Origin of the sequence: Candidatus Chloroploca mongolica, assembly GCF_004762035.2 — a bacterium.
Classification (GTDB): Bacteria; Chloroflexota; Chloroflexia; order Chloroflexales; family Chloroflexaceae; genus Chloroploca; species Chloroploca mongolica.
Genome location: NZ_SIJK02000037.1, coordinates 31453 through 48537 on the forward strand (window position 1 = coordinate 31453; position 17085 = coordinate 48537).

Sequence of the window (17085 nt, forward strand, 5' to 3'; positions counted from 1 at the left end):
AGGGCGAGCTCTCCTTAGCTATAACGGGGCGTCCAGATCTTGGGTTGCTGAGCGGCGTGCGGATGGTTCGGGCCAGCATAGATACGTAACTTGCCAAGCAGGCGGCGACCCATACGATTTTTCGGCAGCATACCCTTCACAGCAGTACGCAAAATACGATCCGGATGCTTGGCCAGCATCATCCGGTAGGGGGTGACTTTCAGCCCCCCAGGATAGCCGGTATGACGATAATAGACCTTCTGGTCGGCCTTACGGCCCATGATTTTGATCTTTTCGCAATTGACAACCACGACAAAATCCCCACCATCATTGGAGGGTGTATAGGTTGGCTTATGCTTGCCGCGCAACAACGTCGCAATCTGCGTTGCGAAACGCCCCAGCACCTGGTCGGTCGCATCAACGACATACCAATCACGCTGGATTTCAGAGTCTTTCTGATGATATGTTTTCACTGTTTCCAATCCTTATTGCTCGTGAGAGGCTCACGCCTGTCTACTCTCCCAGCGCACCAGGCCGGGCGGATAGTGTACCGCCATCAAGGTGAGCCCGTGGGCCGCAGCGGTTGGCCCTGCCGCTTTACGTTCGCCGCGTTCGAGCACCTGCTGAAACGCACTCACCGTCATTCGTCCCCGCCCCACCAACAGCACTGTGCCGACGATCACCCGCACCATATGCTGTAAAAACGCATTTGCGGCTACCTCAAGCGCAATCAAACGGCGGCCCAGCAATTCGATCTCGGTCAATCTGGCGGAATGCATCGTGCGAACCGTACGTTTCTGGTCAGGTGACTGAACGGTAAAGGCCGCAAAATCGTGCGTCCCTTCCAAAATCTGCAGCGCCTCAGCCATGTGCGCCAGATCAAGACGTCCTTCCACATGCAACACCATATGACGCAAGGCGGGCAGAGGCACGATACTCGCATCAATCAGATAACGATAGTCGCGCCTGATTGCGCTATGACGAGCATGAAAATCAGGCGTAACCTCACAAGCATCCTGTACCCGCAGATCCTCGGGCAGCCTGGCATTCAAGCCACGGACAATCGTCGAGGGAGGATGACGGGTCGTGCTCCGGATACTTGCCACCTGACCATAAGCATGCACACCGGCATCAGTGCGGCCCGAAAGGGTTATCCGTTTCTGTTCCTGAGTCAGAGCCTCCCATGCTTCTTCCAGGGCACCCTGTACCGAGCGGCCCTGATTTTGCCACTGCGAGCCAATAAAGTCAGTGCCATCATAGGCGAGCAGTAGCGCAATATTTCGCATCAGATCAACTCAATAACTGCCATCGGTGCCCCATCACCAAGGCGGGGGCCGAGCTTGGTAATGCGGGTATAGCCCCCATTACGATCCGCATAGTCGAGAGGCGCAAAGGTAAAAAGCTTACGCATGGCATCTTTGCTTGACAGCTTCGACAAGGCCATCCGCCGCGTATGAGGGGTATCCTCACGGGCCAGCGTAATCAATTTTTCCATCTCGGGCTGAACTGCCTTCGCCTTAGCGAGGGTGGTTGTAATCTTGCGATGCTCGATCAGTGCAATCATCAAATTGCGATAGAGCGCCTTGCGGTGCTCATACGAACGGCCGAGCAACTTACCAGCGTGTCGGTGTCGCATACCTTATATCCTCACCAGCGCAATCAGCAACCTTGCGGCCACTCATTGCCCTGCACTTACACTCCATCCAGGGCTGTCGTCAGCCGTGGAATATACCCACGTTCGATCAAGCGATCGCGAATCTCTTCCATTGATTTCTGGCCGAGATTTCGTACCGAAAGCAGCGCTTTTTCATCCATTTGCAGAACCTGGCCAACCCGTGTAATTTCGGCACGTTTCAGACAATTATAGGTACGGGTCGAAAGATCCAGTTCCTCAATGGTTTTATCATACACATCCGCCGGAATAGTGAGCCCACTCGGTGCCAACTGAGGCTCGGGTTCAGCCCCCAGCCGATTAAAATCAGCCACGGTCTGGCTATAGTGTACCAAAACGCGGGCCGCATAGCTCAAGGCATCCCCAGGTTTGATCGTCCCATCGGTCCAAACTTCAAGCAGCAGACGATCAAAGTCGGTTGCCTGCCCAATACGAGTATTCTCTACCGTATAGATGACTCGTGGCACAGGCGTAAAGATCGCATCAACAGGCATTTCACCGAGCGGTACAATCTCACGCTGATCAGCAGCAAGATAGCCACGCCCCTGTTCCACCGTCATCTCCACCTCAAAGCGAGCATCATCTGTTTCAAGCGTGCAGAGGTAGTGATCAGGGTTGATCAACTCTACATTCTCAGGAATAATCAAATCGCCGGCGGTCACATATCCCGCACCGTGGCGACTCAACTGAAGCTTGACCGGCTGATGACCATGGACACGGAGACGCACCCCTTTGACATTCAAGACAAACTCGGTCACATCTTCTCTGACACCCTCAAGCACTGCAAACTCTTGAAACGCGCCTGCAAGCTTAATTCTGGTGATCGCATATCCTGGGATAGACGAGAGCAAGACTCGTCGCAATGCATTGCCGAGCGTATGACCATAGCCTGGGTCAAGGGGCTCGATTCGAAACTGCCCGTAGTTCTCGGCCGTCTGCACAACCTCGATCTTGGGCATGGCGATGTCAAGCACGTCACGCCTCCTTTATAGCAGTCGCAGACAGAAGCCGGGGTTGGCACGGCTTACCAGCATCAGGCACAACCAGAAGATCACCGCAACAGCAAGCGACACTTCGCCCTCTGAACACGAATAACCATCCTGGCATAAGGCACCCACAGCTACCGTCTCGCCAGCCGACATCCATCGCGCTGGTCTAGCGGCTGTAGAACTCAACGATCAACTGCTCATTAATGCCAGCCTCTGCATCTTCACGGCGGGGTAACGAAACAATCGTCCCCGTCATTTCAGCAGGATCAAGGCGCAGCCATTCAGGAGCCCGATACTTATTTAGTTCACCACTATCAACCAGATTCTTAAAATAGGTTCGACGGCGACTCTCGGGGCGAATCGAAATCGTCTGCCCAATCTTGACCGTATACGAGGGAATATTCGTCTTCCGGCCATCAACCATAATATGCCCGTGGGACACAAGTTGGCGGGCCTGAGCACGAGTCGTGGCCAAGCCAAGGCGATAGACCACATTATCAAGACGACGCTCGAGTAAGCTGAGCAGGTACTCACCTGTCACGCCACTGCGCCGCGAAGCCTGTTCAAACGTGCGGCGGAACTGCCGTTCTAGCACGCCATAAATATATTTTGCCTTTTGCTTTTCAAGCAACTGCAACCCATAGTCAGAGACCTGACGGCGCCGAGCCGACGGGCCGTGTTGTCCAGGGGGAAAGGGGCGCTTATTCAGAATGCGCTGACCTTTTTCGGTAATACCAATGCCAAGTCGTCGGCTAACCTTGCCGACCGGTCCATGATAACGCGCCATACCTGCTTACAACCTCCATAGACGTAGACAGCCAAACGCTGCCCCAAAAACAACAACTATTCCTACCAGTACGACGAGAAGGGCGCTTTCTGTCAGCGCGGGGGGCGCCAGGGCCAACAACCCTGCGGTACCGTCCGCACAACATCTCGCCGGATCACACCAATGTCCACGATCACTACACACGCCGCCGCTTGGGTGGACGACACCCATTGTGCGGAATCGGCGTCACATCAGTAATCGATGAGACCTGCAAACCAGCCGATTGGAGCGACCGGATTGCTGCCTCACGCCCAGAACCAGGACCTTTGACGAAAACTTCAAGTGAACGCATCCCATTTTCCATCGCCTTGCGGGCTGCGGTATCGGCGGTCACCTGGGCTGCATAGGGAGTACTCTTGCGTGAACCCTTGAAGCCTGACTGCCCGGCGCTAGCCCAACAAATCACTGCACCCTGTGGATCAGTGATCGTGACAATCGTATTATTAAAAGTGCTCAGCACGTGTGCCTGGCCACGGGGCACATTTTTGCGTTCACGACGCTTGCCGCGCTGCCGACTTGCTGCTCCACTCTTCTGTCCCTTTGGGGGCATGTTCGCTCTCCTTACCTAACTGACTGACTACCTTGAGCTTTTTCAACACACACGAACACAGGCCAGGTGCATTGCACCAACCTGTGCCCACAAAAGTTGTCGGATCGCGTTTACTTCTTGACCTTCTTCTTGATCCCAATGGCCTGTCCCTTACGGCCACGGCGCGTACGGGCATTGGTACGGGTACGCTGACCGCGCAAAGGCATCCCACGGCGATGACGGAGGCCACGATAGCAGCCGATATCCATCAAACGCTTGATATTGAGTTGCACCTCACGGCGCAGGTCACCCTCGACGCGATACTCACGATCAACCACTTCACGGATACGACCGACTTCTTCTTCGGTCAGATCGCGTACCCGCGCATCAGGATTGACATTTGCTTTACGCAAAACATCGGCGCCATTCGAGCGCCCGATCCCATAGATATAGGTAATCGAGATGCCAACCTTCTTGTTGCGGGGGATATCAACCCCGGCGATTCGTGCCATGAACTTTTCGTCCTCCTGGAACCTTACCCGGCTTCTAGTCAAGCACGGATACGAGAAACCACGTGTTATCCTCGTGTACGAAGCCGTGGCTGGCTTGGATCAACCAGCCCGATCCTTCCCATGTGTGTACCTTAGCCCTGACGCTGTTTATGCTTGGGCGTACGTGAGCAGATCACACGGATCACACCCTTACGCTTGATTACCTTGCAATATTCACAGCGAGGCTTTACTGAAGCGCGTACTTTCACAATAGCCTCCTTGTTCACATCTCACCCGAGCGATTTTTTTCATATTGATATGGCTTCCGGCAGTGGATACTCCCGAAAACCACACCATCGCTTACGCCCTATTTGTAACGATATGTAATACGTCCACGGGTTAGATCATATGGTGAAAGCTCAACAAGCACCCGATCGCCCTTCAGAATACGTATATAGTTCATGCGCATTTTGCCCGAAATATGGGCAAGCACCTCATGTCCATTCTCAAGCTCTACACGGAACATCGCATTGGGCAGCGGCTCCGTAATAGTGCCCTCCATTTCGATCACATCCTTCTTTTTTGACATATCACTCCTCTGGCTGAGGCGATGTGACCAGATACTGGCTCAAAGCCTTCAGCATTTCTTCATTTACCCAGGTAATTTCACGTTGACCATCAATTTCGTGCAAAATACCCTGGCGCTGGTAATACTCAATCAAAGGCATCGTCTGTTCAAAATAGACATCAAGACGATGCTGCGCCGTCTCCATCGAGTCATCGCTCCGCTGATAGAGTTTGCCACCACAGGCATCACAAATTCCCGGCCGATGGGACGGGAAGTAGTAGATATTATACGTAGCCCCACAGGTTTTGCAAGTCTGACGACCAGCTATCCGGCGGAGGAGCACCTCATTGGGCACACTAAGGTAGAGCACGGCATCTATTTTGCCATCGTGGGCTGCGAGCGACTCTCCGAGGGCCACGGCTTGTTCACGCGTACGAGGAAAGCCATCAAAGATGACCCCGGCCAGACAATCAGGCGCCTGAATACGCTCAAGGATCATATTAATGACCACCTCATCAGGAACCAACTCGCCGCGATCCATATATGACTTGGCAAGCATGCCGAGCTCGGTACCTTCACGCAGGGCAGCCCGAAAGAGATCGCCACTGGCAACATGAGACAATGAGGTACGTTCCGCAAGCGTTTTTGCCTGTGTGCCTTTCCCTGCTCCTGGAGGCCCTAGCAAGATTACGTTGGTAGTCATAACAACTCTCTTTTCGCTCAGTAGATTGCAACACCCATCGGCGCAACCCATACGGTTGATTCTCAGCCTGAGAAGGCTACTTTGCAGGTCGATCTCAGGGCACCATTGCCAGACATCAGCCCTGATACTACCATATTGTAAGCTGCTCCGATACAATGAGGTGCAGAAGGTGGAGGCGAGCAGCGCCCGCGCCACCTTCCACATCTACCGGCTCAAGAAACCCTCATAGTCACGCATTATCAACTGCGATTCGAGCTGGCGCATTGTATCCACAGCCACACCCACGACAATGAGAAGTGCGGTACTGCCCAGACCGAGTTGTAGCCCGGTCACCGACTGTGTAATAAAGGGCAAGACAGCAATCAAACCAAGGAAGAGCGCACCGGCAAGGGTGATCCGGTTCAACACCCGCTTGAGATAGATCTCGGTATTTTTCCCTGGGCGAATACCCGGAATGAACCCTCCGTTGCGCTGCAGATTATCGGGAATATCCTGCTGTTGAAAAAGCACCATCGTATAAAAGTAGGTAAAGCCCACTGTCAGCAGGAAAAGCAACGAGATATAGACAAAGCCACCACCCACCCCTGTCGGGTTAAAGGTATTATAAAAGAAGCCCGCAATGGCGTTGCCAATGCCAGGTTCACCTTCACGGTAGAACCAGGAAGCAACGATCCCCGGGAAGATAATAATGCTCTGGGCAAAGATAAGCGGGATCATTCCAGCCATATTGACCTTCAGCGGAATATGGCTACTCTGCCCACCGTAAACTTTATTGCCACGGACACGTTTCGCATACTGGACAGGCAGGCGGCGTTGACCCTCCTGGATCAAGATAATGCCCACAATCGTCACCAACCCAATCACCAGGAACCCAATCAGCCCCAGGATCGTCCCCACATCACCAGTGGAGCTAATCTGCCAGCCCTGCACCAGGAGTCCTGGCAAACCAGAAACAATGCCACCGAAGATAATCACCGAAATGCCCTGCCCGATGCCACGCTCATTAATCTGCTCACCGAGCCAGACCAGCAACATTGTCCCTGCGACCATCGAAACCAGGATCGTAAAGGTAGGAAAAAAGTTATTGACCAGATCAAAAGGCGAGCGAAAGAGCGACTGAAAAGGATCACCCGTCGGATTAATCGTTCGTTCGAGGGTCAGGGTCTGACCATAGGCCTGCAAAAACGCGAGTGGAATGGTCAAAATAACCTGATACCGGGTCAAACGCTGGCGACCCTGCTCACCCTCTTTTTGCAACTCCTGAAGCGCAGGAATGAGTGGTTGGAGCAACTGCATAATAATCGTAGCGGTAATATAGGGATAGACCCCCATAGCCGCGACCGAGAAATTCTGCAGCGCCCCACCCGCAAAGATATTGAGCAACTGCGCCAACTGGTTCGAAGCCAGCGCATCACGCAACTGCTGGAGCGAGTCAGGATTAATATTCGGCACCGGGATATGCGCGATGAAGCGAAAGACGATCAGCATTCCCAGGGTAAAGAGAACACGTCTTCGCAGATCGGGCAACTGAATGGCGCGAACAAGAGCCTGGAGCATTGGTTATGTATCCCTTAGTATGAAGAAATCAAGCCTGCTCGCGCATGCGTTTGGACTCACGCGGCTCGGCATTGCGCATCGAAGGGTTTGGCCCTCGTGAGCGCGAGTGACGTTCAACGACCCATGGCAACTCAACCACGGTGCCGCCAGCAGCTTCGATCTTCGCTTTGGCACTGGCCGAAAATTTATGTGCCTTGACCGTCAAGGGCAACGCAAGCTCACCCTGACCAAGCACCTTGACAGGAAGATTCTTCTTACGGACGACGCGCCGTTCGAGCAGCGCTTCAGGAGTCACCTCAACGTCCTGGGGCCATGCCGCCAGGCGATCGAGATTAACAATTTCGTACTCGATTCCGAAAATATTAGTAAAACCGCGACGGAAAGGCATTCGCTTCACGAGGCGATTTTGCCCACCTTCAAAGGTACGATAGGGACCAGGGCCACGGCGGGCTTTCTGACCCATCATACCTTTGCCGCTCGTCTTGCCTTTGCCCGAGCCATGACCGCGACCGATGCGTTTGCTTTTGCGGTGTGAGCCCTCGGCGGGGTGCAGATCGTGCAGCTTCATGCTGTCACCTCATCAGGTAATTCCTCAACGACCACAAGGTGCCTGACCTTAAAGATCATGCCCCGGATCGACGGATTATCGGGTTTAATTGTTGACTGGCCAAGGCGCCGCAGACCAAGCGAACGAATCGTCTCTTTCTGGTCTTTAGCGTAACCAATCATACTTTTGCGATACGTGATACGCAGCTTACTCATGCCGACGTCTCCTCCTTGACTGGCGCAGACTCCCGGCGAGTACGGCGTGCGATCAACTCTTGCGGCGTCATATCGCGGCGTCGGGCCATATCACTGAGCGAACTGAGCTCACTGAGGGCCTGGAACGCAGCCTTGACCACATTCACCGGATTATTGCTGCCATAGACCTTGGAGAGCACATCCTTGATCCCGGCGGCCTCAACGACCGGGCGAACCCCACGTCCGGCGATCACCCCGGTACCGGGGGCAGCCGGGCGGATCATCACCTTGGTTGCGGCATATTTCGTCTGCACATCGTGGGGCACCGTACTCCCCACAAGTGGGACACGGATCAGATTCTTCTTGGCGGCCTCAGTTCCCTTGCGGATAGCTTCAGGAACCTCAGACGCCTTCCCCATACCGACACCCACGTGGCCCTTGCCATCGCCCACCACCACCACGGTGCTAAAGCTAAAGCGGCGACCGCCCTTGACCACTTTGGAAACACGATTGATCTGGACAACCCGCTCTTCGAGCTCAAGGGCATCGGCGTTAATACGTTCTCGTCTCACATTGCCTCCGCACGTGTGGCCCTTGGGGGCCATTAGAAGTTCAGGCCAGCTTCACGCGCCGCCTCAGCGAGCGCCTTCACACGACCGTGATATTTATAGCCACCGCGGTCAAAGACCACCTTCGAGACCCCAGCTGCGATAGCGCGCTCGGCGACAAGCCGGCCCACCACAGCGGCCTCATCGGTCTTGGTTCCTACTTCGCCCGCCCAACCCTTTTCATTCGATGATGCAGCAGCCAGGGTCTGCCCTACGACATCATCAATCACCTGGGCATAGATATGGGCATTGCTGCGAAAAACATTGAGCCGTGGGCGTTCCGGAGTACCACTGACCCGCTTTCGCAGGCGAAAGTGGCGCCGGACACGCAACTCACGGGGAGATCGCCTTGCCATACGTCTATCTTCCTTGCACTACCGTGCTTTACCAGCCTTACCAGCCTTACGACGCACCTTCTCTTCGGCATACTTCACACCCTTACCCTTATAGGGTTCAGGTGGACGGAGCGCTCGAATGCGGGATGCCTCTTCCCCAACAACCTGCTTATCGATCCCTCGAACGATCAACCCGAGCGGCTCATTCGCGCTCTTACGCTCACCAACGACATACTGCACATTTGGTGGCGGCTCACGACGCACCTGGTGTGAAAAGCCCAGGCTGAGCACCAGCGTCTGGCCCTCGAGCACCGCCCGATAGCCAACGCCATTAATCTCGAGGGCACGCTGCCAGCCATCAGTTACACCGACCACCATATTCGCGATCAGCGTACGCGTCAGACCGTGGAGCGACTTGTGCAACTTAGTATCAGAGGGCCGTTGCACCGTCAACTCACCATTTTCCTGCACAATAATCATATCGGGATGCAATTGCTGGGTGAGGGTTCCTTTCGAACCCTTCACCGTCACCAAATTCCCCTCAGCAATCTGCACGTCCACACCCTTGGGAAGGGTAACTGGTTTTTTTCCAATTCGCGACATTGTAGCCTCCCTGTAGGCTCTACCAGATATAGCAGAGCACCTCACCGCCCACGCGCTCGCGCCAGGCGTCGTGACCAGCGAGCACCCCCTTGGGTGTCGAGAGAATACTGAGACCCAGGCCACCACGGACACGCGGAATTTCATCACGACCGGTATAGATCCGCAAACCCGGCTTACTCACCCGGCGCAGGCCAGTTATAGCCGGGCGCCGATCCGGCATATACTTCAGCGTAATCGAGATCGTATGATACGGAGTCCCCTCGATCACGGTGTAATCTTTGATAAAACCCTCATGCTTGAGAATATCCGCAATCGCAATTTTCATCTTTGATGCCGGAACATCAACGACCGTCTTACGAGCCATACAGGCATTACGGATACGAGTCAGCATATCACCAATGGGATCGTTCACGCTCACAGCGAGCCTCCTCACAGATGCTATTACCAGCTCGACTTGACCACACCCGGAATCATGCCCTTGAGCGCATGTTCACGGAAGCAGATGCGACACATGCCGAACTTACGCATATAGCCGCGCGAGCGACCACATACCTTACAGCGGTTATACTCACGCACCTTGTATTTTTGTGGGCGTTCTGAACGAACGATCCAGGACGTCTTCGCCAAGGTATTTCCTCCTAAACCGTTGGACTGGTAAGCCTTTGCTCCTGGTCCAGACTAATCACGAAATGGCATTCCGAGGCGCTTGAGCAAGGCATAGGCCTGAGCATCATCAGGGGCAGTCGTCACAATGACTACCTCCATGCCACGGAGCTTATCAATCTTATCGTAGTCGATATCAGGGAACACGATTTGCTCACGGAGGCCGAGGCTATAGTTACCACGGCCATCAAAGGAACGGCGGCTCACCCCACGAAAATCACGAATGCGGGGCAGGGCCAGATTAACCAAACGATCATAGAAGTCATACATCCGATTCCCGCGAATCGTCACCATCACCCCAATGGGCATTCCTTCACGGAGCTTAAACGAAGCAACGGACTTACGCGCCCGGGTAATCACGGGTTTCTGAGCGGTAATGATCGTCAGATCATTCACGGCGGCATCAAGCGCCTTAGAATTTTGCACCGCCTCACCGACACCAATATTGATCACAATCTTGGTGAGCCGGGGTGCCTGCATCACTGACGTAAACTTAAATTCTTGCATCAGCGCGGGGACAACCTCTTGCTGATACTTCTCGCGCAAACGAACGGTCATACTACATCTCCAGGGGCTTGGAGGCATCGAACCACGAGACGACTCCGGCCCTGATAAACGTCCTAATCAATGGTCGCGTCACACGCCTTACAGAAACGAACCTTACGGGGCCGACCTTTATGGTCAGTCTCTTCGAGAAAGCGGTACCCAGTGCGTGAAGCACGCTTGCAGCTAGGGCAAATGAGCATCACATTCGACATATCGAGGGACGCCTCAATATCAATAATGCCAGCGGGCTTACCGGGGCCACGAGCTTTGGTATGCCGTTTCACGATATTGAGCCCCTCAACCACCACACGGCCCTCAGACGGAAACATCCGTTTAATTTTACCGCTGCGGCCCTTATCTTTGCCCGTGATGATCAGGACTTCATCTCCGGTCTTGACATGCATAAGACATTCTCCTGGTTAGGTGGCCCAGTTACCGTAGGAACTGCGCAGCACCTTGCCGCTTGGAGCGGCGGTACAAGACGCGGGTCACACGTCTTTCAGAGCACCTCAGGGGCCAGGGAAATAATGCGCATAAACTGTTTTTCGCGCAGTTCACGTGCCACCGGGCCAAAAATACGGGTACCGCGAGGATTATTCTCTTTCCCAATAATCACGGCCGCATTATCATCAAAGCGGATATGCGAACCATCAGAGCGCCCAAACTCTTTCGCGGTACGGATAATCACGGCCCGTACAACTTCGCCTTTTTTAACCGATCCACCGGGTGCGGCTTGCTTCACACTAGCGACAATGACATCGCCAACACGCCCATACTTCACCCATGAGCCTCCGAGCACACGGATGCACATAATCTGCTTGGCCCCGGTATTATCGGCCACCTTCAGGCGTGACTGAGGCTGGATCATAGCAGTTACTCCTCGCCACGTTGCATAATCTCGACGACCATCCACCGTTTCGTACGACTGAGGGGTCGAGTCTCTTCAATCCGCACCAGATCGCCCACTTTACACGCATTCTCTTCATCGTGGGCGTGAAACTTACTGGTTTTCCGAATAATTTTGCGATAGAGGGGATGGGGCTTAAGATAATCGACGGCCACCACCACTGTTTTTTCCATCTTATCGCTCACGACCCGGCCAATCTTTTGGACTTTGCGTGGGCCTTGCTGTACCAAATCGCTCATCGCCTACTCCTGCTCCAACTCTCGCTCACGCAAGACGGTCTTGATCCGTGCGATCTCTTTTTTGACCTGGCGCGGGCGAGCGGTATTGGTCATTCGCCCCATGACCTTCTGAAAGCGCAGATTGAACAACTCTTCAAGATTTGCCTTGAGCTGATCGCGCAATTCAGGGTCCTCGAGGCTACGCAGTTCACTCGCTCTCTTCACTGCTCACCTCCGCTTCAACTTCATCACGTGTAATGACTTTGCACTTAATCGGCAATTTCTGGGCAGCGCGGCGCATCGCCTCAAGGGCAATATCTTCGCGGACACCCGCCAATTCAAACATCACACGTCCTGGTTTGACCACAGCCACCCAGTGATCAACACTCCCCTTGCCACCACCCATACGGGTCTCGGCAGGTTTCTGGGTAACGGGCTTATCGGGAAAGATCCGAATCCAGACCTTACCGCCACGCTTCACATAACCAGTAATTGCACGACGGGCCGCCTCGATCTGGCGACTGGTAATCCAGACTGGCTCAAGCGCCATGAGCCCATAATCACCAAACGCAACGCTATTGCCGCGATAGGAGAGACCTTCGCTGCGGCCTTTTTGCATCTTGCGATATTTCGTACGCTTAGGCAGAAGCATTATCACCCCTCCTCGGACGGCGCTCACCGCGCTCACTGCGCTCACTGCGCTCGGGCTGGCTCGAAGCTGCAAGTTGTTGTTCAGCCTGGAGCTTCGCAAGCTGATCAGGAAAGACCTCGCCCTTATAGATCCAGACCTTGACGCCGATGCGTCCATACGTCGTATGGGCATGAACCTGAGCGTAATCAATATCAGCGCGCAGGGTATGGCGGGGCACCCGACCTTCGCTCTCACTCTGGATGCGCGACATCTCGGCACCGCCGAGGCGACCCGAGCACTTGATACGCACACCCTGAGCGCCGAGGCGCATCGCCCGTTGCACAGCCTGCTTCATTGCACGCTTATAACTGACACGCTTGCTAATCTGCTCACCAATGCTTTCGGCAACAAGCTGGGCATCCAGTTCAGGCTGATGGATTTCTTGAATATTCAGCTTAATCTTTTTGCCTGTGCGCTGTTCAAGCGTACTCTTGAGCAGATCAACATTTGCCCCACGTTTCCCAATCACAATCCCTGGTTTAGCGGTATAGACTGTCACCTCGACCTTATTGGCCGAGCGCTCGATCTCAATCCGCGAAACCCCGGCATTCGCCAACTCCTTCGCGATCAACTTGCGGAGGGCAAGGTCATCGTGAAGTTGCGCCGTATACATGTCGCCCTCGGCAAACCACTTGGACTGCCAATCTTTGATATAACCGAGGCGAAAGCCTATCGGATGCACTTTACGTCCCAACGAGGACCTCCTCACTTCTGGTACTTCGCATCAATCCGGGCCACCTACTTGTCGTGAGCCACCAGGCTAGCCGAGACGATGATCCCGGAAAGGCTCTTAGTACTCAGATCCATCATCAACGATCACCGTAATATGGGTCGTCGGCTTACGAATCTGATTTGCCATACCGCGGGCACGAGGCATAAAGCGCTTGAGCACAGGCCCCTGATCGGCATAAATCTGTTTGATCGTGAGGGTATCGCGATCAAGATCAAAATTATGCTCAGCGTTGGCGGCAGCCGACTTAATCGTACGAGCGACCTCACGTGCCGCCTTTTGGGGCATATAATTGAGCGTTGCCAGGGCTTTATCCACGGGCATCCCACGCACGACATCCATCACCAGACGGACTTTGAGCGGCGAGATGCGCACATAACGGGTAACAGCTTTGACTTCCATCATTGTACTCGTTTGTACTCCAGGCACGGGCAGCACGAGGCACAAACCCGTCCATTGTACCACAGGAAGCCGAACGGCTTGCTGTGGCCTAGCCTACTTCATCTTACCGCGCTTATCAGCCTTCTTGCCACCGTGACCACGAAAGAGGCGGGTGGGGGCAAACTCACCAAGCTTATGGCCAACCATATTTTCGGTGACATAGACCGGCACATGGCGGCGGCCATCATGCACTGCGATCGTGTGTCCAATCATCTGCGGAAAGACGGTCGAGTCACGCGACCAGGTGCGCAACACCCGCTTTTCGTTCGCGCGGTTCATGCCCTCGATCCGCTCAAGCAGTTTAATATCTACGTACGGCCCCTTCTTGGACGAACGGGACATAACACTCCTCCATCACTACCTTAGCCACGATTTGGCTTGCGCCGACGCACAATGAAGGGATCACTGCGCTTGTTATTGCGGGTTTTGACCCCACGGGCTGGCTTGCCCCATTTGGTCTTTGGCGTACTCATTCCAATTGGTGCGCGGCCCTCACCACCACCGTGGGGATGGTCACGGGGGTTCATCACCGTACCGCGGACGGTTGGGCGACGGCCGAGCCAGCGCGAACGTCCAGCTTTACCAATGCGGACATTCTGGTGATCGGGGTTGCCAACCTGGCCAATCGTCGCCATACAGCGGACGTGGATCATCCGCATTTCACCCGAAGGCATCCGCAACGTGGCATAATCGCCCTCTTTTGCCATCAACTGAGCCGACGTACCGGCACTCCGCACCAGCACCCCGCCGCGGCCGATTTCGAGTTCGACATTATGGATCTGCGTACCAAGGGGAATAGCACTCAACGGCAGCGCATTGCCCACTCGGATATCAGCACTGGGACCACTCATCACCTGATCGCCGACCTTCAGGCCAACTGGAGCGATGATATAGCGTTTTTCGCCATCGACATAGGCAACCAGAGCAATGCGAGCCGAGCGATTAGGATCGTACTCGAGCGCCTGAACCTTGCCAGGAATACCAACCTTATTGCGCTTGAAATCAATAATGCGATAAAAGCGCTTGTGTCCACCGCCACGATGGCGCACCGTAATGCGCCCCCGATTATTTCGCCCAGCGCGTTTACGCAGGGGCTCGATCAAACCTGGTTCAGGGCGCTTCTTCGTCAGTTCATCAAAGGTTGAGACTGACATATTCCGGCGACCTGCCGAGGTTGGTTTATATTTGCGCACACCCATAGATCTCCTCCGTTAGCTCTCGAAGATCTCGATACGATCACCCGGAGCGAGCGTGACAATCGCTTTTTTCCAATCGCGGGTATAGCCAGACTCACGACCACGGCGCTTCATCTTGCCACGCACCGCCATGGTATGAACTTTCAGCACGGTGACATTGAAGATTGTCTCGACCGCGTTCTTAATCTCCGGTTTCGAAGAACCACGGAGCACCTCAAACGAATACTTGCCATACTCCATAAGGCCCGTATTCTTCTCAGTGATGAGAGGGCGCACAATAATTTCGTGCGGCGTTGGCATCGCTACTCCTCCTCGCTCACCGCCGCCGCCGCGCCGGTGCCATTACCCAGGATGCTTTCCACCACGGTCAACGCGGCTTGCGGCATCACAATATTATCGTAGTGCAGAAGATCGCGCACATTGAGATAACTGGCGAGCAGGGTTCCAACTTTGGGAAGATTGCTCGCCGAACGGCGGACAATCATATTCTGCTCACTCTTGCTATCGAGCACGATCAGGGTTTTACCCTCCAGTCCGTGTGCGTTGAGAAACGCAATCGCATCTTTGGTACGTGGACGCTCGAAACTCAGGTCGTCAACAAAACGGATCTGAGCTGCCGCGTATTTGACCGAAAGAGCGGAGCGCACGGCGAGCCGACGCATCTTGCGGGGCATATTGAGCCGATAGGAGCGCGGGTGCGGGCCGTGGGCAACGCCACCACCGGTGCGATGGGGGGCACGTGCCGAACCCTGGCGTGCACGACCGGTACCCTTCTGGCGATAGAGCTTGCGGGTACTGCCTCTGACTTCACTACGTCCACGCGTATTATGTGTCCCAAGGCGAGCATTCGCGTGCTGCATCACCACGTACTGATGCATCAACGCCACATTTGGCTCAACGCCAAAGATATACGTGTTGAGCTCGATCGTCCCGATCTGCTCACCTGACTGGTTATACAACTCTGCCTGCATTTTGTTCCCCCTTAGCCCTTCACTGCCTTGCGGATCTGCAACAGGCCGTTGCGGGCACCAGGGACAGAGCCCTTGACCAGGATGAGGTTTTTCTCGGGCAGCACATCAACCACTTCGAGATTCTGAACCATCACCCGTTTGCCACCCATACGACCGGCCATCTTCTGCCCCTTCCAGACCCGACCGGGGGTCGTGCCGGCACCAATCGAACCCGGGGCACGATGGCGGTCACTCTGTCCGTGGGTCTTGGGGCCACCGCGGAAGCCGTGGCGTTTGACAACACCGGCAAAACCGCGCCCCTTGGAATTACCCGCAATATCAACCTTCTGACCGGGCTGGAAGAGATCAACTTTGATAACATCGCCAGGCTTATGGTCTTGTGGGTGATCGGCACTGAATTCACGCAAAATGCGGAGCAGGACACCAGCCGGCTTCAAGTGACCCTGCCGAGGCCTGGTCAACTTACGAGCTGGAACTTCTTCAAAGCCGATCTGCACTGCATCGTAGCCATCGCGTTCAGCTACGCGTACCTGTGTCACAACGCAAGGCCCAGCGTTAATCACCGTAACAGGGACAACCTCCCCTTTTTCGGTGAAGACCTGCATCATCCCCACCTTGCGACCCAACATTCCATGAACCATACTGCTACCTCCGCAGCTTACGTCGTTGCGCAGCGGCTGCCTTTTCTTTCAGTTACAACTACAGTTTGATCTCGATATCAACACCAGCGGGCAGATTGAGTTTCATCAACGCATTAATCGTCTGCTGACTCGGATCGAGCACGTCGATTAAGCGTTTATGCGTACGAATTTCAAACTGTTCCTGCGAGTCTTTATCGATAAACGGTGAACGCATCACACTATACTTCTCGATGCGGGTTGGCAACGGCACAGGGCCGGCGACCAACGCACCAGTCCGTTCGGCAGCGTCAACAATCTGGCGTGCCGACTGATCCAGGATTTTGTGGTCGTATGCCTTGAGGCGAATACGCACCTTCTGTTTGGCCATGGTGTTCCTCTATAAAACACTACGCTAGCGAGTGTAACCTACCCAGGGTACGTACCCTTTACGCTATGATCTTGGTGACAACACCCGAGCCGACGGTGCGTCCACCCTCACGG

Annotated in this window: 32 protein-coding genes; all 32 read right to left on the reverse strand. The window is 54.6% G+C overall.

Annotated elements, in window-relative coordinates; genetic code table 11:
* Positions 1-14: 14 nt before the first annotated feature.
* Positions 15-452, reverse strand: a complete 438-nt coding sequence (gene rplM, locus EYB53_RS17935) for a 50S ribosomal protein L13 (protein WP_135479783.1) — start codon at positions 450-452, stop codon at positions 15-17.
* A gap of 30 nt (positions 453-482) precedes the next feature.
* The gene (gene truA / locus EYB53_RS17940; protein WP_135479784.1) at positions 483-1265 is read right to left on the reverse strand and encodes a tRNA pseudouridine(38-40) synthase TruA; all 783 of its coding nucleotides are present in this window, start codon (positions 1263-1265) and stop codon (positions 483-485) included.
* Positions 1265-1615 (reverse strand): 50S ribosomal protein L17, encoded by a 351-nt coding sequence (gene rplQ, locus EYB53_RS17945; RefSeq protein WP_129672380.1) that lies wholly within the window; start codon positions 1613-1615, stop codon positions 1265-1267. Before rplQ ends, truA begins: the two co-directional genes overlap by 1 nt.
* Positions 1616-1671: 56 nt before the next feature.
* Positions 1672-2625: a DNA-directed RNA polymerase subunit alpha gene (locus EYB53_RS17950; protein WP_135479785.1), complete on the reverse strand. Its 954-nt coding sequence runs from the start codon at positions 2623-2625 to the stop codon at positions 1672-1674.
* 181 nt (positions 2626-2806) lie between these two features.
* Positions 2807-3427: a 30S ribosomal protein S4 gene (rpsD, locus tag EYB53_RS17955; protein WP_135479786.1), complete on the reverse strand. Its 621-nt coding sequence runs from the start codon at positions 3425-3427 to the stop codon at positions 2807-2809.
* Positions 3428-3602: 175 nt separating this feature from the next.
* Positions 3603-4016, reverse strand: a complete 414-nt coding sequence (rpsK, locus tag EYB53_RS17960; RefSeq protein WP_097650781.1) for a 30S ribosomal protein S11 — start codon at positions 4014-4016, stop codon at positions 3603-3605.
* A 110-nt stretch (positions 4017-4126) separates the two neighbouring features.
* Positions 4127-4507 carry a 30S ribosomal protein S13 gene (gene rpsM / locus EYB53_RS17965; protein WP_135479787.1) on the reverse strand — a complete coding sequence of 127 codons (381 nt, stop codon included), beginning with the start codon at positions 4505-4507 and terminating at the stop codon, positions 4127-4129.
* Between the two features lie 131 nt (positions 4508-4638).
* Positions 4639-4755 (reverse strand): 50S ribosomal protein L36, encoded by a 117-nt coding sequence (rpmJ, locus tag EYB53_RS17970; protein ID WP_012258254.1) that lies wholly within the window; start codon positions 4753-4755, stop codon positions 4639-4641.
* A gap of 98 nt (positions 4756-4853) precedes the next feature.
* The gene (gene infA, locus EYB53_RS17975; protein ID WP_044199231.1) at positions 4854-5075 is read right to left on the reverse strand and encodes a translation initiation factor IF-1; all 222 of its coding nucleotides are present in this window, start codon (positions 5073-5075) and stop codon (positions 4854-4856) included.
* 1 nt (position 5076) lies between these two features.
* Positions 5077-5757: an adenylate kinase gene (locus EYB53_RS17980; protein WP_097650779.1), complete on the reverse strand. Its 681-nt coding sequence runs from the start codon at positions 5755-5757 to the stop codon at positions 5077-5079.
* Positions 5758-5961: 204 nt separating this feature from the next.
* Positions 5962-7314 carry a preprotein translocase subunit SecY gene (secY, locus tag EYB53_RS17985; protein ID WP_135479788.1) on the reverse strand — a complete coding sequence of 451 codons (1353 nt, stop codon included), beginning with the start codon at positions 7312-7314 and terminating at the stop codon, positions 5962-5964.
* A 28-nt stretch (positions 7315-7342) separates the two neighbouring features.
* Entirely contained in the window at positions 7343-7882 is a 540-nt protein-coding gene (gene rplO, locus EYB53_RS17990; RefSeq protein ID WP_135479789.1) for a 50S ribosomal protein L15, read from the reverse strand.
* A complete protein-coding gene (gene rpmD / locus EYB53_RS17995) occupies positions 7879-8076 on the reverse strand; it encodes a 50S ribosomal protein L30 (RefSeq protein ID WP_097650776.1) in 198 nt (65 codons plus the stop codon). The genes rplO and rpmD overlap by 4 nt, the downstream gene beginning before the upstream one ends.
* Positions 8073-8627 carry a 30S ribosomal protein S5 gene (rpsE, locus tag EYB53_RS18000; RefSeq protein WP_135479790.1) on the reverse strand — a complete coding sequence of 185 codons (555 nt, stop codon included), beginning with the start codon at positions 8625-8627 and terminating at the stop codon, positions 8073-8075. The genes rpmD and rpsE overlap by 4 nt, the downstream gene beginning before the upstream one ends.
* Before the next feature lie 32 nt (positions 8628-8659).
* Positions 8660-9019, reverse strand: a complete 360-nt coding sequence (gene rplR / locus EYB53_RS18005; protein ID WP_097650775.1) for a 50S ribosomal protein L18 — start codon at positions 9017-9019, stop codon at positions 8660-8662.
* An 18-nt stretch (positions 9020-9037) separates the two neighbouring features.
* The gene (gene rplF / locus EYB53_RS18010) at positions 9038-9601 is read right to left on the reverse strand and encodes a 50S ribosomal protein L6 (RefSeq protein ID WP_135479791.1); all 564 of its coding nucleotides are present in this window, start codon (positions 9599-9601) and stop codon (positions 9038-9040) included.
* 19 nt (positions 9602-9620) lie between these two features.
* Positions 9621-10019, reverse strand: coding sequence for a 30S ribosomal protein S8 (gene rpsH, locus EYB53_RS18015; RefSeq protein WP_097650773.1), 399 nt, complete (start codon positions 10017-10019; stop codon positions 9621-9623).
* A 23-nt stretch (positions 10020-10042) separates the two neighbouring features.
* Positions 10043-10228 (reverse strand): type Z 30S ribosomal protein S14, encoded by a 186-nt coding sequence (locus EYB53_RS18020; protein ID WP_097650772.1) that lies wholly within the window; start codon positions 10226-10228, stop codon positions 10043-10045.
* Between the two features lie 51 nt (positions 10229-10279).
* Complete coding sequence (rplE, locus tag EYB53_RS18025) at positions 10280-10822, reverse strand: 50S ribosomal protein L5 (protein ID WP_097650771.1); 543 nt, start codon at positions 10820-10822, stop codon at positions 10280-10282.
* 62 nt (positions 10823-10884) lie between these two features.
* Positions 10885-11214, reverse strand: a complete 330-nt coding sequence (gene rplX, locus EYB53_RS18030) for a 50S ribosomal protein L24 (protein WP_097650770.1) — start codon at positions 11212-11214, stop codon at positions 10885-10887.
* A 95-nt stretch (positions 11215-11309) separates the two neighbouring features.
* The gene (gene rplN / locus EYB53_RS18035; RefSeq protein ID WP_129672363.1) at positions 11310-11678 is read right to left on the reverse strand and encodes a 50S ribosomal protein L14; all 369 of its coding nucleotides are present in this window, start codon (positions 11676-11678) and stop codon (positions 11310-11312) included.
* 5 nt (positions 11679-11683) lie between these two features.
* Positions 11684-11956: a 30S ribosomal protein S17 gene (gene rpsQ, locus EYB53_RS18040; protein WP_135479792.1), complete on the reverse strand. Its 273-nt coding sequence runs from the start codon at positions 11954-11956 to the stop codon at positions 11684-11686.
* Between the two features lie 3 nt (positions 11957-11959).
* Positions 11960-12160 (reverse strand): 50S ribosomal protein L29, encoded by a 201-nt coding sequence (gene rpmC / locus EYB53_RS18045; protein ID WP_135479793.1) that lies wholly within the window; start codon positions 12158-12160, stop codon positions 11960-11962.
* On the reverse strand, positions 12144-12587 hold the full coding sequence (rplP, locus tag EYB53_RS18050) for a 50S ribosomal protein L16 (protein WP_097650766.1): 444 nt from the start codon (positions 12585-12587) through the stop codon (positions 12144-12146). The genes rpmC and rplP overlap by 17 nt, the downstream gene beginning before the upstream one ends.
* Complete coding sequence (gene rpsC, locus EYB53_RS18055; protein WP_135479794.1) at positions 12574-13320, reverse strand: 30S ribosomal protein S3; 747 nt, start codon at positions 13318-13320, stop codon at positions 12574-12576. The genes rplP and rpsC overlap by 14 nt, the downstream gene beginning before the upstream one ends.
* A 96-nt stretch (positions 13321-13416) precedes the next feature.
* Positions 13417-13758, reverse strand: a complete 342-nt coding sequence (gene rplV, locus EYB53_RS18060) for a 50S ribosomal protein L22 (protein WP_135479801.1) — start codon at positions 13756-13758, stop codon at positions 13417-13419.
* Between the two features lie 93 nt (positions 13759-13851).
* Positions 13852-14139 (reverse strand): 30S ribosomal protein S19, encoded by a 288-nt coding sequence (gene rpsS, locus EYB53_RS18065; protein WP_097650763.1) that lies wholly within the window; start codon positions 14137-14139, stop codon positions 13852-13854.
* Between the two features lie 20 nt (positions 14140-14159).
* Entirely contained in the window at positions 14160-14996 is an 837-nt protein-coding gene (gene rplB / locus EYB53_RS18070; protein WP_135479795.1) for a 50S ribosomal protein L2, read from the reverse strand.
* Positions 14997-15008: 12 nt separating this feature from the next.
* Positions 15009-15293 (reverse strand): 50S ribosomal protein L23, encoded by a 285-nt coding sequence (gene rplW, locus EYB53_RS18075; protein ID WP_135479796.1) that lies wholly within the window; start codon positions 15291-15293, stop codon positions 15009-15011.
* A 2-nt stretch (positions 15294-15295) separates the two neighbouring features.
* Entirely contained in the window at positions 15296-15964 is a 669-nt protein-coding gene (rplD, locus tag EYB53_RS18080) for a 50S ribosomal protein L4 (protein ID WP_135479797.1), read from the reverse strand.
* Between the two features lie 11 nt (positions 15965-15975).
* Positions 15976-16605, reverse strand: coding sequence for a 50S ribosomal protein L3 (gene rplC, locus EYB53_RS18085; RefSeq protein WP_135479798.1), 630 nt, complete (start codon positions 16603-16605; stop codon positions 15976-15978).
* A gap of 58 nt (positions 16606-16663) precedes the next feature.
* On the reverse strand, positions 16664-16972 hold the full coding sequence (rpsJ, locus tag EYB53_RS18090; RefSeq protein WP_097650758.1) for a 30S ribosomal protein S10: 309 nt from the start codon (positions 16970-16972) through the stop codon (positions 16664-16666).
* Positions 16973-17085: the final 113 nt, after the last annotated feature.

Coding starts and splice junctions, on each gene's coding strand:
- truA (WP_135479784.1), bottom strand. CDS start 1,265: ATGCGAAATATTGCGCTACTGCTCGCCTATGATGGCACTGACTTTATT.
- rplQ (WP_129672380.1), bottom strand. CDS start 1,615: ATGCGACACCGACACGCTGGTAAGTTGCTCGGCCGTTCGTATGAGCAC.
- rpsD (WP_135479786.1), bottom strand. CDS start 3,427: ATGGCGCGTTATCATGGACCGGTCGGCAAGGTTAGCCGACGACTTGGC.
- rpsK (WP_097650781.1), bottom strand. CDS start 4,016: ATGCCCCCAAAGGGACAGAAGAGTGGAGCAGCAAGTCGGCAGCGCGGC.
- rpsM (WP_135479787.1), bottom strand. CDS start 4,507: ATGGCACGAATCGCCGGGGTTGATATCCCCCGCAACAAGAAGGTTGGC.
- infA (WP_044199231.1), bottom strand. CDS start 5,075: ATGTCAAAAAAGAAGGATGTGATCGAAATGGAGGGCACTATTACGGAG.
- EYB53_RS17980 (WP_097650779.1), bottom strand. CDS start 5,757: ATGACTACCAACGTAATCTTGCTAGGGCCTCCAGGAGCAGGGAAAGGC.
- secY (WP_135479788.1), bottom strand. CDS start 7,314: ATGCTCCAGGCTCTTGTTCGCGCCATTCAGTTGCCCGATCTGCGAAGA.
- rplO (WP_135479789.1), bottom strand. CDS start 7,882: ATGAAGCTGCACGATCTGCACCCCGCCGAGGGCTCACACCGCAAAAGC.
- rpmD (WP_097650776.1), bottom strand. CDS start 8,076: ATGAGTAAGCTGCGTATCACGTATCGCAAAAGTATGATTGGTTACGCT.
- rplR (WP_097650775.1), bottom strand. CDS start 9,019: ATGGCAAGGCGATCTCCCCGTGAGTTGCGTGTCCGGCGCCACTTTCGC.
- rplF (WP_135479791.1), bottom strand. CDS start 9,601: ATGTCGCGAATTGGAAAAAAACCAGTTACCCTTCCCAAGGGTGTGGAC.
- rplE (WP_097650771.1), bottom strand. CDS start 10,822: ATGACCGTTCGTTTGCGCGAGAAGTATCAGCAAGAGGTTGTCCCCGCG.
- rplX (WP_097650770.1), bottom strand. CDS start 11,214: ATGCATGTCAAGACCGGAGATGAAGTCCTGATCATCACGGGCAAAGAT.
- rplN (WP_129672363.1), bottom strand. CDS start 11,678: ATGATCCAGCCTCAGTCACGCCTGAAGGTGGCCGATAATACCGGGGCC.
- rpsQ (WP_135479792.1), bottom strand. CDS start 11,956: ATGAGCGATTTGGTACAGCAAGGCCCACGCAAAGTCCAAAAGATTGGC.
- rplP (WP_097650766.1), bottom strand. CDS start 12,587: ATGCTTCTGCCTAAGCGTACGAAATATCGCAAGATGCAAAAAGGCCGC.
- rplV (WP_135479801.1), bottom strand. CDS start 13,758: ATGGAAGTCAAAGCTGTTACCCGTTATGTGCGCATCTCGCCGCTCAAA.
- rpsS (WP_097650763.1), bottom strand. CDS start 14,139: ATGTCCCGTTCGTCCAAGAAGGGGCCGTACGTAGATATTAAACTGCTT.
- rplB (WP_135479795.1), bottom strand. CDS start 14,996: ATGGGTGTGCGCAAATATAAACCAACCTCGGCAGGTCGCCGGAATATG.
- rplW (WP_135479796.1), bottom strand. CDS start 15,293: ATGCCAACGCCGCACGAAATTATTGTGCGCCCTCTCATCACTGAGAAG.
- rplD (WP_135479797.1), bottom strand. CDS start 15,964: ATGCAGGCAGAGTTGTATAACCAGTCAGGTGAGCAGATCGGGACGATC.
- rplC (WP_135479798.1), bottom strand. CDS start 16,605: ATGGTTCATGGAATGTTGGGTCGCAAGGTGGGGATGATGCAGGTCTTC.
- rpsJ (WP_097650758.1), bottom strand. CDS start 16,972: ATGGCCAAACAGAAGGTGCGTATTCGCCTCAAGGCATACGACCACAAA.